The sequence below is a fragment of the Pseudoalteromonas amylolytica genome (genome assembly GCF_001854605.1).
GTDB classification, from domain to species: Bacteria; Pseudomonadota; Gammaproteobacteria; order Enterobacterales; family Alteromonadaceae; genus Pseudoalteromonas; species Pseudoalteromonas amylolytica.
Genome location: NZ_MKJU01000026.1, coordinates 221,479 through 234,489 on the forward strand (window position 1 = coordinate 221,479; position 13,011 = coordinate 234,489).

Below are 13,011 nucleotides of genomic sequence, written 5' to 3' on the forward strand. Positions count from 1 at the left end.
CTTTTCTCCTTACTTTACAGCTAAGCGGTGCAACATGGCGAAAAATACTGGTGAAAAATCCTTAGACACGTTCCAGTGGGTTGGCGTCAGTACCCGAGGTAAACGCCTTGAAGGAGAAATGACCGGCACCAGCATAGCTTTGGTTAAAGCACAATTGCGCAAACAAGGTATTACTCCCTCCAAAGTAAAACGTAAACCCAAAGCAATTTTTGGTCTAAACCGTAGCCCGAAAATTAGCGCCAAAGATATCGCCGTCACCACTCGTCAAATCGCCACGATGCTCAACGCTGGCGTACCGCTTATTCAAGTGTTGGACATGATAGGCTCTGGCATTAACAATAAAAGCCTTAAAAAGCTGATCTCCAGCATTGCCGATGAAGTGCGTGCAGGCCAGCCCTTGTCTAAGTGTTTGCGTGCCTACCCTCGTCATTTCGATGATTTATATTGTGACTTAGTGCAATCAGGTGAACAGTCAGGTTCGTTAGACCATGTTTTTGAGCGTATCGCCATCTACAAAGAAAAAGCAGAAGCACTGAAATCAAAAATCAAAAAGGCGCTGTTTTATCCTATTGCCGTAATTGTTGTCGCCTTAATTGTAACCTCTATTCTATTGATCTTTGTTGTTCCGCAGTTTCAAGAAATCTTCAATGGCTTTGGTGCCGAGCTGCCCGCTTTCACACTTATGGTTATCGCCATCTCAGAAGTAATGCAAAAATACTGGTGGATGGTGCTCGGTGTGTTATTTTTTGGTGGTTATCTCTACAAAGAGATGCTTTTTAAATCAAAAGCCCTACGTAGTTTTAACGACAGGTTGCTCCTAACACTACCAGTTGTAGGACCCATTCTTGATAAAGCCGCTGTTGCCCGTTACGCCAGAACCTTGTCTACAACGTTTGCAGCAGGGGTGCCGTTGATTGATGCACTTGACTCTGCTGCTGGCGCCTCGGGAAATGCCATTTTCCGAGATGCAATTTTAGATATAAAAAGTGAAGTCAGCTCGGGTAACCAAATGAACTGGGCCATGAGAAATACCAGTGTGTTTCCCGATATGGTGATCCAAATGGTGGCTATTGGCGAAGAGTCAGGCACCCTAGACAGCATGCTGGCAAAAGTCGCCAATATTTACGAGCAGGAAGTAGATGATTTGGTCGACGGCCTCTCTAGCCTGCTTGAGCCGTTAATTATGGCTGTGTTAGGTGTGCTGATTGGTGGCCTTATCATTGCCATGTATTTACCTATCTTCCAGTTGGGTTCGGTAATTTAACCTGACCCATAAAATCTAAACAAAAATAAGAACAGTTATGCTAGATGTTTTTCAGTTAATGCAAACTCAAACTTGGTTTTTTTTGCTCTGCGTCGGTTTAATCAGCCTATGCATTGGTAGCTTTTTGAACGTGGTCATTTATCGCCTGCCTGTGATGATGAATAAGCAATGGCGTGATGAATGTAAACTAATACTAAGTGACGAAAGCCCCGAGCCTAAGCATATTCAGGCAGAGACATTTAATTTAGCCGCACCAGGCTCCCACTGCCCTAACTGCAACACTAAAATTAAATTTTGGCAAAATATTCCTCTGCTTAGCTGGCTTTTACTACGTGGCAAATGTGCCCACTGTAAAACAACAATTTCAGTACGCTATCCATTGGTGGAACTCGGTACCGCTTTAGTGTCTTTGTTCGTTGCTCAGCACTTTGGCGCAACGCCACAATGTGTACTGTTTTTAGTGCTGACCTGGGCATTAATAGCGTTAATCTTTATAGATATTGATCACATGCTACTGCCCGATCAAATAACCCTTCCTTTGCTGTGGCTTGTACTCCTTGCCAGTGTGCAAGGACTCACTATTGCGCCCAAAGACGCAATTATAGGGGCCGCTGTTGGCTATCTTAGTTTGTGGAGTGTGTACTGGTTGTTTAAATTGACCACCGGAAAAGAAGGTATGGGTTATGGTGACTTTAAACTGCTCGCTATTTTTGGTGCACTGCTAGGCTGGCAAGCCATCTTAACGATTGTGCTTTTATCTAGCGTCGTGGGCGCAATAATAGGCAGTATTCAGCTGGCAGTGCAAGGCAAAGACAAAAGCACACCCATTCCCTTTGGCCCTTATCTGGCCATTGCTGGGTGGATAACCCTGTTATATGGTGACATCATTGAACGTTGGTATTTTAATCTAGTTCTTGCGTGAGTGATATTATGAGTAATTGGGTGTTAGGACTCACCGGTGGCATTGGTGCCGGAAAAACCGCTGTCAGTAATGCTCTTGCTGATAAAGGGATTGTGATTGTCGATGCGGATGTCATCGCTAAAGACGTTGTAGCCAAGGGCAGCCCAGGGCTCAATGCTATCACCAATCAATTTGGGGCAGATATGCTCTTGCCTGACGGCAGTTTGAACAGAGCTAAACTACGCGAGCTGATCTTTGCCGATGAGCGAGCCAAAACGTGGTTAGAGCAATTATTACATCCGATGATCCGTAGTAAAATCTTAGCTCAACTTAATCAGGCCAAAGGCCCCTATGTAGTGCTCTCCGCACCGTTATTATTTGAAAACAACTTAGATGCGCTTTGCGATCACACGTTATTGGTTGACGTACCAGAACATATTCAAATAGCTCGCACTGCTGCACGTGACCATGTTCCCACTGAACAAGTGAAAAAAATCATCACCGCACAAATGTCTCGTTCTGAGAAACAAAAACGAGCAAACACTATACTAAATAATGATAAATCATTAACTGATATGTATAATGAGTTAGAATTGTTACATCAAAACTTTGTCTCTATTGCATTAAATCATTCAACAAGTAAACCGCATTCATAATGCTAGCTAAGCTAACGGCGCCGAGCGCAAATAGATGCTAACTCAATAAAAGCTTGTTGCAGGTTCATAAGTTTATTTATAACTGATTGATGTAGATTGAAGTAGTTGATATATCTTTATCTGAGGGCTTATGGAACATCACTCACCATTATTACGCAAATTTATTACGCTTGGTCGCGTAACCCCAGAGCAAATTAAGAATAAGCAACGCGAAGCACAATCAACCGCTGAGTTGATTTGTTTATGCAGTGGCATGAAAAGCTCAGAGCTGGCAGCTCAATGCCTAGATTTATTCCGAGTGCCATTATTTGATCTGAGTGAATTTGATATTGAACAAATTCCTGAGAATCTTATCAATGAAAAGCTGATCCGCAAGCACCAAGTATTACCCCTTTATAAAAAGGGCCGTAAACTTTATATCGCGGCGTCTGATCCTACCGATTACGGGGCATTTGAAAACTTTGAGTTCAGTTCTGGGTTGCAGTGTGACGTGGTGGTCGTTGACCATAAGCAACTTGAAAAGAAAATAGACCAACTTTTTGACTCGACCAGTGGGCTTTCGCTCAGTGAAGACGAGTTTCAAGAGTTTGCTAACCTTGACATCGAAGATGATCAAAAATCACTACAAAACGTTGAAAACAAAGAAAAGGACAAAGATGATGCACCCATCATTGTATATATCAATAAAATTTTGATGGATGCAATTAAAAAAGGTGCGTCTGATTTACACTTTGAACCTTATGAACATAAGTACCGTATTCGTTTTCGTATTGACGGCCTGTTGCATGAAATGGCAAGTCCACCAACCTCTTTGTCTACAAGGCTTGCCGCGCGCATCAAAGTCATGTCACGCCTTGATATCGCAGAGAAACGCAGGCCACAAGATGGTCGTATAAAATTAAAAATCTCGGAACGTAAAAGCATTGATTTTCGTGTCAGTACCATGCCCACAATGTGGGGCGAGAAAATAGTAATGCGTATCCTTGATTCCTCTAGTGCCATGATGGGGATTGACGCTCTGGGCTATGAGAGCGAACAAAAGCAAATGTATCTTGATGCGTTAGCGCAACCACAAGGCATGATCTTGGTGACGGGCCCTACAGGTTCGGGTAAAACGGTCTCATTATATACAGGATTAAATATCCTCAATAAACCTGAGCGAAACATCAGCACCGCGGAAGATCCTGTTGAAATCAACCTTGAAGGCATCAATCAGGTTCAGATAAATCCAAAAGCTGAGATGACATTTGCTAATGCACTCAAAGCCTTTTTGCGCCAAGACCCTGATGTCATCATGGTCGGTGAGATCCGTGATTTAGAAACCGCCGAAATCGCTATCAAGGCAGCTCAAACTGGGCACCTGGTAATGAGCACCCTGCATACCAATTCAGCACCTGAAACACTGACACGCCTGCTCAACATGGGGGTTCCCGCGTACAACGTTGCCAGTTCGGTCAACTTGATTATTGCCCAGCGCTTAGCCCGTCGTCTGTGTAATCATTGTAAAACACCTGAGACTTTGCCTAAAGACGAACTGCTCAAACAAGGCTTTAGTGACGCACAAATCGCAAACATTACGCTTTTTGCCCCACATGGCTGTGAACACTGTACCGATGGTTACAAAGGCCGTGTTGGTATTTATGAAATGGTCCCGATCACATCTGAAATTTCACAATTGATCATGTCCGATGGCAACTCAATGCAAATTGCGCAAATGGCTCAACAGCTTGGCTACGCAAACTTAAGGACATCTGGACTGAAAAAAGCGGCGTCAGGCCTCACATCATTGACTGAAATAAATCGCGTAACAAGCTTTTAGTCACACGGCTCTGGCATCTGGGGGTTAATTTAATTAGACTGTCGGCAAAATACACCAAGGGAGCACCCTATGCCCACGCTTGTAAAATGCCCAACTTGCCAAGCCGATGTAACTTGGTCTGAGCAAAGCCCAAATCGACCTTTTTGTTCGAAAAGATGCCAACTGATTGACTTGGGTGACTGGTCGTTTGAAAACAATAAAATCTCTACGGCTATCACGTCAGATACGCAGATGAGCACCCAAGATCAACAAGAAATGATTGAAGACATCGAAGCCATGTTAGCAAAAAATGATGATTCGTTTTTTCAACAATAGTTAGAATAAAGACGGCCGTTAGTCGAGCGTATCGGCTAACGGCAAAATAGACATATCAGTGGTGTTTTTTCATTTTATGATGTGCAATCTTTTGTAGCTTGTCACGCTGCTCTTGATTTAATACCTGTCTGATCTGATGCTTACTCTTCAATTTAGCAAGCAGTGCTTCACCCTTCGCTTCGCTACTTTTCGCAATCAAAGCTTTGGCTTGTTGCTCGTCAAAATAATCATTTTCCATCAGCGCCTTAAAATCATCTTTGTACTCTGCGCGTGATGCTTTCAGTGCTTTCATTGCTGATTTCTTCTGTTCGAGGATCTGAGCTATTTTATCTTGCTGGTCCTGACTTAGGCTGAGCTTTTTGACCGCTTTTTCTGTCAATAAAAAGTGCTTGTCGTGATGACCCTGCCCTGCTTGAGCCAAAGAAGCGAATAATAATGTGCCTGTAAGTGCCAATGTACTTAATGTTGATGTTACTTTCATAAAGAGTTCCTTTGGGTTATTAGTGAACATACACGGTTAGCTTAATTACTCGGGTGCAAAGCAACGCAAAGCAATGTAAAGGCTATGTAAAGATCTGCAATTTAATATTTTGCAAGGTAAACTACGGTTATCACCCCTAGAAAAAGACGTTATGAGTAAGCTGCTATTAATTGAAGATGATCACACCTTGAGTGATTTACTCGCTGAATATCTTAGAGCTCAAGGCTGTGAAGTATCACAAGCCTTTGATGGCGAACAGGGCTTAGAGTTGGCGACCAGTGAGCCTTTTGATGTTGTCTTGCTCGATGTCATGCTACCTGTGTTAGATGGCTTTGAAGTGCTGAAAAAACTCAGGGCCACACACTTAACACCGGTTATCATGCTTACCGCAAAGGGCGATGACTTTGATCGCATATTTGGTCTCGAGTTAGGTGCCGATGACTATTTACCAAAGCCCTTTAATCACAGAGAATTACTTGCTCGAATACATGCCATTGGTCGCCGTATCGATTACGTCAAACAAACTAGTCAACAGGCTCAACTGCTAAGCATTAGCCATGTAACACTCAATGAATCAGCACGTCGAGTTTGTGTTGATGGACATGAACTCACACTAACGGGGACCGAGTTTGCGGTATTGCATCAACTTATGAGTAATGTCGGTAAAGTGGTTGGCAAAGATGCGCTAAGTCAGCATGTGCTTGGTCGCCGCTTGGCCCCCTTTGATCGATCGATTGATGTGCATGTGAGTAACTTACGCAAGAAAATTGCTAAATACAGTAAGACCAACTGTATTCAAACCATCAGGGGCAGCGGCTATGTCTTCTTGGATCAATAACATGCAACAGCGTTATCAAAAGATACGCCAGAAAATAAGGCCGTCGGGGTTGTTTTTCCAAGCCTTCTTAAGCTTCTGGCTCACGATTGTTAGTATTCTGATCCTACTTGTGTTGCTCAGTCAGCTACAACCCGAGCGGCTTGAAACTAAAGCCTTAAAAGGTAAGTTACTAAATTCGATGGTACATCTACAAAAAAACATCGAAAGACTGGTAAACGTTAAACAAAAGCCCCTTGAAAAAGTCATCAGCTATCCAAAATTTAATGAACATAAATGGCTGTATTTAGCCCATTCAAACATAGAGCAAAGCCTGACATCACAACCCAACAAATATAATTTGGATCTGTCATTACTGCACTTTGATGAACCTCAGGTTCCCCAGTTTATCGCCACGGAACGCTACTTTGCTTATGGCCCTTTTGAGCTCAATGTGCAGGGTGAACGTTATCAGCTATTCCAAATTAAGCCGCTACGCGAGCCCCCTTTGTTGATGCGTATAAAGATGCTGCCCTTTTGGCTTAAAGCCCTCGCAGTGCTATTACCCTCTGTATTATTGAGCATTCTTTTCAGTCGCCGCCTAGTCGCGCCACTTAATTCGTTGGGCAGCAGCGCTAAAGCTCTGGCATCGGGTGAGCTTACCGCCCGCGTACAAATCCCAAAGCACCGCCGCGATGAAGTCACAATATTGATGCATGACTTCAACCACATGGCAGACAAACTTGAGCAAAGCGTAAACACACATAAACAACTGCTGGCGGATGTATCTCACGAGCTGCGCTCTCCGCTCACCCGTTTGAGTTTGGCCAATGCTTTGGCACAAGACAACGCCAATGAGCAACAACTCGCCTATTTAACTAGAATTGAAAAAGAAGCCCAGTGTTTGGACAAGATGCTATCTGATATCTTAACTCTGTCACGTTTAGAGCATGGGCAGCAGACGCTGCATATACAGCAGGTAAGTATGGCGACATTACTTGATAACATACTGCTTGATGCGCAATTTGAAGCCGAGCAGATGGATAAAGAGCTGCACGTTGCAACATTACCTGAGTTAACTCTAGCGTGTGATGGAGAGTTACTAAGCAGCGCAATTGAAAATGTGCTCCGTAATGCCATCAAGTACGCAACGCAGGTTATAAGTATGTCTTTTACGGTAACCAGTAATCAAATTGAAATTTGTATCGCGGATGATGGTGAAGGCGTGTCAGAAGAAGCCCTAAAACAGCTGTGCCAGCCTTTTTATCGCACTAGCCAATCGCGAAATCGTGATAGCGGTGGAATAGGCTTGGGTCTGGCCATTGCCAAACGTGCTATTTTCGCGCACCATGGTACATTGCAGTTTAACCACAATCAGCCTCATGGCCTCTTAGTGATAATGACACTACCAATATGAATTTTTATAGCTACAGCGCCTCATTGGCACTACATAACGGCGACATAGAAAAGCACTGGCAGCGCGCTCAACAGGGCTATTTTGCAGGTTCCTCTGGACGGCTATTCTATAGCTATCACTTACCTGCAGCAGCCAAATACAGTGTCGTGTTAGTGAGTGGGCGTATTGAGTCTGCTTGGAAGTACCAAGAATTATTGTGGGAGTTGGCACAAAACAACATCGCTGTTTTTACTTATGATCACATTGGTCAAGGGCTATCTGAGCGGCTAACAAGCAACCCCCAGGTTGGTTATGTGCGAAAGTTTTCTGACTATGCTGATGACTTAAATACATTCATCAATAACATCGTGCGACCACAACAAAAAGGCGAACTGTTCATTCTCGCTCATTCAATGGGCGCGGCCATTACATGTGACTATCTCGCCCGCCATGATAATCATATCAGCGGGGCATTCTTATCCGCCCCGATGTTTGATATCCACACTCACAATACGCCGTATAAACTGGCGAAGTGGATTGCTAAAATGGGTTGTTGGCTTGGCTTTAGTAAATATTATGCCATTGGGCAAAGCAACTATCTCAACCTGCCATTTGATGAAAACCAACTCACACACTGTCATACACGCTATCAGCGTTTTCGCACGCTGTATCAAAATGAGGCTGAGTTGTGTTTAGGTGGCGTCAGTTTTGGCTGGCTCAACCAAGCGTTTAAGTTCATCAGCTCAATCCCTAAGCTAGAAATTCATTGCCCACTATTTATTGCCAGTGCTGAGCAAGATGATGTTGTTGATAATCGTGCCCAGCAGCGATTTGCACAAAACCATCCTACAGCTCAGTTACACTCGTTTGCAGGGGCACGGCATGAACTGCTATGCGAACAAGATACAATCCGTTATGCAGTGATGGAACATTTTTATCAGTTTTGTGATGATCTGGCTTTAACCGCCAAAGACACGGGGTCTTGATGTATCAAAACATCTAATTCACCTTCAAACGCTTGTTGGATCATCTCAACTACTTCATCAGAGACCGCATGGGCGCGCATCAACGGCATATCATCATCAAGCTCTAGATGCAATTGAATAAATTTGACTTTACCACTTTGCCGAGTTCGTAATTCGTGTACTCCATATACATCCTCATGGCTAGACGCAAGCAGCTCAATCTCCGCTTTTTCTTCATCTGGAAGCTCCTTATCCATTAAATGGCCCGCACTTTCTTTTGCAATATCCCAGCAATTGTAAAGTAGGTATCCAGCAACGGCGATGGCAAAAATAGGATCGGCTTTAGACATCCCGTAATTAGAAAGTAAAATCGCCACCAAAACCGCCAAGTTTAATAGCACATCCCCCTTGTAGTGCAATGAATCTGCTTTTACTGCGACAGAATGAGTGCGTTTGACCACTTGGTACTGGACCATCACCACCAGTAAAGTACAAACGATAGCAAACAAGCTTACCCATACGCCCAACAGCGAGTTCTTGAGTACAACAGGGTTGAAAATACGTTCTATGGCGTGAAATGTCAGTAGGATGGCAGAGCCTGCAATAAATGCCGCTTGGCCTAATCCTGCTAGGGCTTCTGCTTTACCGTGACCAAAGCGATGTTCGTCATCGGCTGGGCGTAGCGCATAACTTAATACCAAAAAACTCATCATTGAGGCACTAATATCCAACAAAGAATCCGTAAGAGAGCCCAACATTGACGCGCTTCCTGAAGCCAACCACGCCCAACATTTGGTCGCTATCATTAAACTCACCATCACCATAGTGAATATGCTCGCAAAGCGAACTAGTACATCATAACTTGGTTTCACCGTTTCCCCTGGATTTCTGCTTCATGCAAATTTGTAAAAGTGCCTATCATTTCAATAGTGTACAGTTTAGCTAAATGAAGTGAAATATTGATGACATATAAGCGTAAAACAATACACCATTTCTTACCCACACCCCATCATTTCGCTATAACCTGAACTTGGGATAATGGACATGAGAACACTAATTAAATCAAAATATTATGAGAAGAAGGTATACAGTACTGTAATTTTTGTGTAGTTCAAGGCGAGTTCGTGTACGTAATAGCGCGCTATTACTAGCGAATTCAACGCAGAAATATGCATAAAGTACTGTGCTGTATCATGTAGCTTATCCCGAGTCGTTATAACCTGAACTTGGGATAATGGACATGAGAACACTAATTAAATCAAAACATTATGAGAAGAAGGTATACAGTACTGTAATTTTTGTGTAGTTCAAGGCGAGTTCGTGTACGTAATAGCGCGCTATTACTAGCGAATTCAACGCAGAAATATGCATAAAGTACTGTGCTGTATCATGTAGCTTATCCCGAGTCGTTATAACCTGAACTTGGGATAATGGACATGAGAAAACTAATTAAATCAAAATATTATGAGAAGAAGGTATACAGTACTGTAATTTTTGTGTAGTTCAAGGCGAGTTCGTGTACGTAATAGCGCGCTATTACTAGCGAATTCAACGCAGAAATATGCATAAAGTACTGTGCTGTATCATGTAGCTTATCCCGAGTTCAGGTTATACTAAGCACAGCTAATTTTTCGAGGTTATTATGTTAGATATTGTGCTTTACCAACCTGAGATCCCGCCCAATACGGGAAACATTATTCGTTTATGCGCCAATACAGGCTATGCGCTACACCTAATTGAACCTTTGGGATTTGAGTGGGATGACAAACGTGTTAAACGTGCAGGACTGGATTATCATGAGTTTAGCAATGTGCAACGACACGCCTCATTTGAAGATTACCTAAAAGCTTGTAGCCCCAAACGCGTATTTGCGTGTACAACCAAAGGTAAGAAATACCATCACCAACCAGAATACCAACCGGGAGACTGCTTGCTGTTTGGCCCTGAAACAAGGGGCTTGCCGGAAGATATTATTTTTTCATTGCCTGAAGAGCAGCGTCTGCGTATTCCCATGCGTCCAGACAGTCGCAGCATGAATTTATCCAATGCGGTTGCGGTGTTTGTATACGAGTCGTGGCGACAACTCGACTTTGCTAACGCGACATAAAAAAAGCGGAGTTTACTCCGCTTTTTGCTCTCTTCCAAGCAACGCCATGGCTGCTTCTTTAACATCTTTTTGCTGATACAGCACTTGATAGATTTGTTCAGTAATTGGCATTTCAATGCCGCTGCGCTGGGCGAGTAGATATACCTCTTTGGTATTTCGATAACCCTCTACCACCTGACCAATGCTCTGCATAGCTTCATCGACATCAAGACCCTTGCCCAGTGCTAAACCAAAGCGACGGTTACGAGATTGATTGTCTGTACATGTTAGGATTAAATCACCTAAACCCGCCATACCCATAAAGGTTTCAGAGCGTGCACCGAGTGCTTTACCTAAACGACAAAGTTCTGCAAGACCACGCGTGATAAGCGCCGTGCGTGCATTGGCACCAAAACCAAACCCGTCAGACATACCCGCACCAATCGCAATAACATTTTTCACGGCACCACCGAGCTGAATACCAATGAAGTCGTCATTGCTGTAGACCCTAAAAGAACGCCCACAATGTAACAACTTGGCAAGCTCAGAAGCAAAATCGGTGTCGGTGGCTGCTACAGAAATAGCGGTTGGCAAACCCGCAGCCATTTCTTTAGCAAAAGTTGGCCCTGAAAGCACCGCTAAAGGCACTGACTCCCCTAACTGCTGCTGCGCGACTTCTTGTAACAAGCGACCCGTATCTGGTTCCAGCCCTTTGGTTGCCCAAGCTACTCTCGCATTTGGCAATAGATCATCACGAATAAGTGCTAAGGTGTCTGCAAAAGCATGGCTTGGGACCACCAGCAACACAATTTCACTGGACTGTACCGCACGCTGCAAATCACTTTCAAGTTGCAAAGATTCAGGAAATTGACAATCAGGTAAATAACGCTGGTTTCTACGCTCAGCTGCAAGCGTCGCAACGTCGTCTTTGTTTCGTCCCCATAATGTCACTTTATGGCCATTTCGGGCGAAACAAATAGCAAGGGCGGTGCCATAAGACCCCGCCCCTAATACAGTTACAGCTGACTGAACTGAACTCATTGATTAAGCGTCAGCAGTTTGCTCTGCTTGCGCTGCTCTTTGCTGCATATACTGAGCAAATAGCGCATCGAAGTTAACTGGAGCTAGGTTTAACTGTGGGAACGTACCACGGTTTACCAAGCTTGCAACAGCTTCACGCGCATATGGGAAAAGAATATTTGGACAGAATGCACCAAGCATATGCGCCATTTGTACTTCTTCTATATCAGCAATAGAGAAAATACCTGCTTGCTGAATTTCACATAAGAAAGCGGTTTCTTCGCCGATTGTTGTCGTTACAGTTAGCGCAAGTACAACTTCATAGATGTTGTTGTCTAGTTTTTCTGAACGCGTATCCATATCTAGCTTAACTTCTGGTGTCCACTCTTTTTGGAAAATCGCAGGTGAGTTAGGCGTTTCAAAAGAAACATCTTTTGTGTAAATGCGTTGAATGTTGAATTGTGCGCCTTGTTGTTCCGCTGCTGCGTTTTGATTTTGATCTGTCATGAGTGTTCCTAGATTCTTTGATTTTATTAAATGTAATTTTAAATATTAAGCAAGGTGTTAAGTTCACCTTTTGCTTCAATGGCCATCATATCGTCACAGCCGCCAATGTGATTATTATTGATAAAAATCTGCGGCACAGTATAGCTGCCATTTGCTTTTTCTATCATTTGATCACGTAACTCGGGCTGCTTGCCAATATCATATTCGGTGTACGTGACACCTTTAGCATCAAGTAATGCTTTGGCGCGATGGCAATAAGGACAATAGTCTTTTGTATAAATTACAACTTCAGTCATATGTGCTCCTAATTATTTTCCGTTTGTAGTCGGTAAGCCCGCACTTTGCCAAGCCCCCATACCACCATTGAGCACATAGACTTGCTCGTATCCTGCTTTATGCATGGTGTTTGCAATGCCTGAGGCAGTCATTCCCGTTGTACACACAAGTATAATGGGTTTGTTTTTGTGCTTTTCAAGGCCAGCAAAGTCACTTTGTTTCGCTTTTTCTGCACTTAGCTGTACCGCTCCTGCTATTCTACCTGAGTTAAACTCTTTTACAGGACGAATATCTACAACTTGCGCATCTTCTCTGTTTACCAGCAAAGTCAGTTGTTGAGGGTTAATCTGTCTAATTGCTGAAAACTTACTTTTAAACCAGCTGGCGACAATCATAACCACCAGAGCTAACCAGATAATGCTCAAGATGGCATTATTACCAATAAATTCGATGTATTGTTCCATGCACCTTCCAACTTAACAGTGTTGAATGCTTTGCTTCAATGGGGCTA

General features: G+C 43.5%; 15 protein-coding genes. 9 read left to right on the forward strand and 6 right to left on the reverse strand.

Going from position 1 to position 13,011, the window contains the following annotated elements:
• Window positions 1-34 precede the first annotated feature (34 nt).
• The 5 genes from BET10_RS11825 to yacG all read left to right on the forward strand — a co-directional run bounded on the left by BET10_RS11825 (window position 35) and on the right by yacG (window position 4,955).
• Entirely contained in the window at window positions 35-1,264 is a 1,230-nt protein-coding gene (locus BET10_RS11825) for a type II secretion system F family protein (RefSeq protein WP_070985786.1), read from the forward strand.
• A 37-nt stretch (window positions 1,265-1,301) separates the two neighbouring features.
• A complete protein-coding gene (locus BET10_RS11830) occupies window positions 1,302-2,186 on the forward strand; it encodes a prepilin peptidase (protein ID WP_070985787.1) in 885 nt (294 codons plus the stop codon).
• A gap of 8 nt (window positions 2,187-2,194) precedes the next feature.
• Window positions 2,195-2,821, forward strand: coding sequence for a dephospho-CoA kinase (gene coaE, locus BET10_RS11835; protein WP_070985856.1), 627 nt, complete (start codon window positions 2,195-2,197; stop codon window positions 2,819-2,821).
• A gap of 130 nt (window positions 2,822-2,951) precedes the next feature.
• Window positions 2,952-4,640: a type IV-A pilus assembly ATPase PilB gene (gene pilB / locus BET10_RS11840; RefSeq protein WP_070985788.1), complete on the forward strand. Its 1,689-nt coding sequence runs from the start codon at window positions 2,952-2,954 to the stop codon at window positions 4,638-4,640.
• Window positions 4,641-4,709: 69 nt separating this feature from the next.
• Window positions 4,710-4,955, forward strand: a complete 246-nt coding sequence (yacG, locus tag BET10_RS11845; protein ID WP_070985789.1) for a DNA gyrase inhibitor YacG — start codon at window positions 4,710-4,712, stop codon at window positions 4,953-4,955.
• Window positions 4,956-5,010: 55 nt separating this feature from the next.
• On the opposite strand, the gene BET10_RS11850 is transcribed toward yacG, so the two are convergent.
• The gene (locus BET10_RS11850; RefSeq protein WP_070985790.1) at window positions 5,011-5,436 is read right to left on the reverse strand and encodes a Spy/CpxP family protein refolding chaperone; all 426 of its coding nucleotides are present in this window, start codon (window positions 5,434-5,436) and stop codon (window positions 5,011-5,013) included.
• A 151-nt stretch (window positions 5,437-5,587) separates the two neighbouring features.
• Here BET10_RS11850 and BET10_RS11855 point away from each other — a divergent pair, with 151 nt between their 5' ends.
• Genes BET10_RS11855 through BET10_RS11865 form a run of 3 tightly spaced genes read left to right on the forward strand, consistent with a single transcriptional unit; the run spans window position 5,588 to window position 8,632 of the window.
• On the forward strand, window positions 5,588-6,274 hold the full coding sequence (locus BET10_RS11855) for a response regulator transcription factor (RefSeq protein WP_070985791.1): 687 nt from the start codon (window positions 5,588-5,590) through the stop codon (window positions 6,272-6,274).
• Window positions 6,255-7,667 (forward strand): ATP-binding protein, encoded by a 1,413-nt coding sequence (locus BET10_RS11860; protein WP_083330519.1) that lies wholly within the window; start codon window positions 6,255-6,257, stop codon window positions 7,665-7,667. The genes BET10_RS11855 and BET10_RS11860 overlap by 20 nt, the downstream gene beginning before the upstream one ends.
• Entirely contained in the window at window positions 7,664-8,632 is a 969-nt protein-coding gene (locus tag BET10_RS11865) for an alpha/beta fold hydrolase (RefSeq protein ID WP_070985793.1), read from the forward strand. The genes BET10_RS11860 and BET10_RS11865 overlap by 4 nt, the downstream gene beginning before the upstream one ends.
• Here BET10_RS11865 and BET10_RS11870 read toward each other — a convergent pair.
• A complete protein-coding gene (locus tag BET10_RS11870) occupies window positions 8,584-9,483 on the reverse strand; it encodes a cation diffusion facilitator family transporter (RefSeq protein WP_476704241.1) in 900 nt (299 codons plus the stop codon). The genes BET10_RS11865 and BET10_RS11870 overlap by 49 nt on opposite strands.
• Before the next feature lie 770 nt (window positions 9,484-10,253).
• Between BET10_RS11870 and trmL the strand changes: the two genes are divergently transcribed.
• Window positions 10,254-10,718 carry a tRNA (uridine(34)/cytosine(34)/5-carboxymethylaminomethyluridine(34)-2'-O)-methyltransferase TrmL gene (gene trmL, locus BET10_RS11875; protein ID WP_070985794.1) on the forward strand — a complete coding sequence of 155 codons (465 nt, stop codon included), beginning with the start codon at window positions 10,254-10,256 and terminating at the stop codon, window positions 10,716-10,718.
• Between the two features lie 12 nt (window positions 10,719-10,730).
• On the opposite strand, the gene gpsA is transcribed toward trmL, so the two are convergent.
• From gpsA to BET10_RS11895, 4 genes are read right to left on the reverse strand one after another with little or no spacing between them, the layout of a single operon-like run.
• Entirely contained in the window at window positions 10,731-11,738 is a 1,008-nt protein-coding gene (gpsA, locus tag BET10_RS11880) for an NAD(P)H-dependent glycerol-3-phosphate dehydrogenase (protein WP_070985795.1), read from the reverse strand.
• Window positions 11,739-11,741: 3 nt separating this feature from the next.
• Entirely contained in the window at window positions 11,742-12,224 is a 483-nt protein-coding gene (gene secB, locus BET10_RS11885; RefSeq protein WP_070985796.1) for a protein-export chaperone SecB, read from the reverse strand.
• 38 nt (window positions 12,225-12,262) lie between these two features.
• The gene (grxC, locus tag BET10_RS11890) at window positions 12,263-12,520 is read right to left on the reverse strand and encodes a glutaredoxin 3 (protein WP_070985797.1); all 258 of its coding nucleotides are present in this window, start codon (window positions 12,518-12,520) and stop codon (window positions 12,263-12,265) included.
• 12 nt (window positions 12,521-12,532) lie between these two features.
• Window positions 12,533-12,964, reverse strand: a complete 432-nt coding sequence (locus tag BET10_RS11895; protein WP_070985798.1) for a rhodanese-like domain-containing protein — start codon at window positions 12,962-12,964, stop codon at window positions 12,533-12,535.
• Window positions 12,965-13,011: the final 47 nt, after the last annotated feature.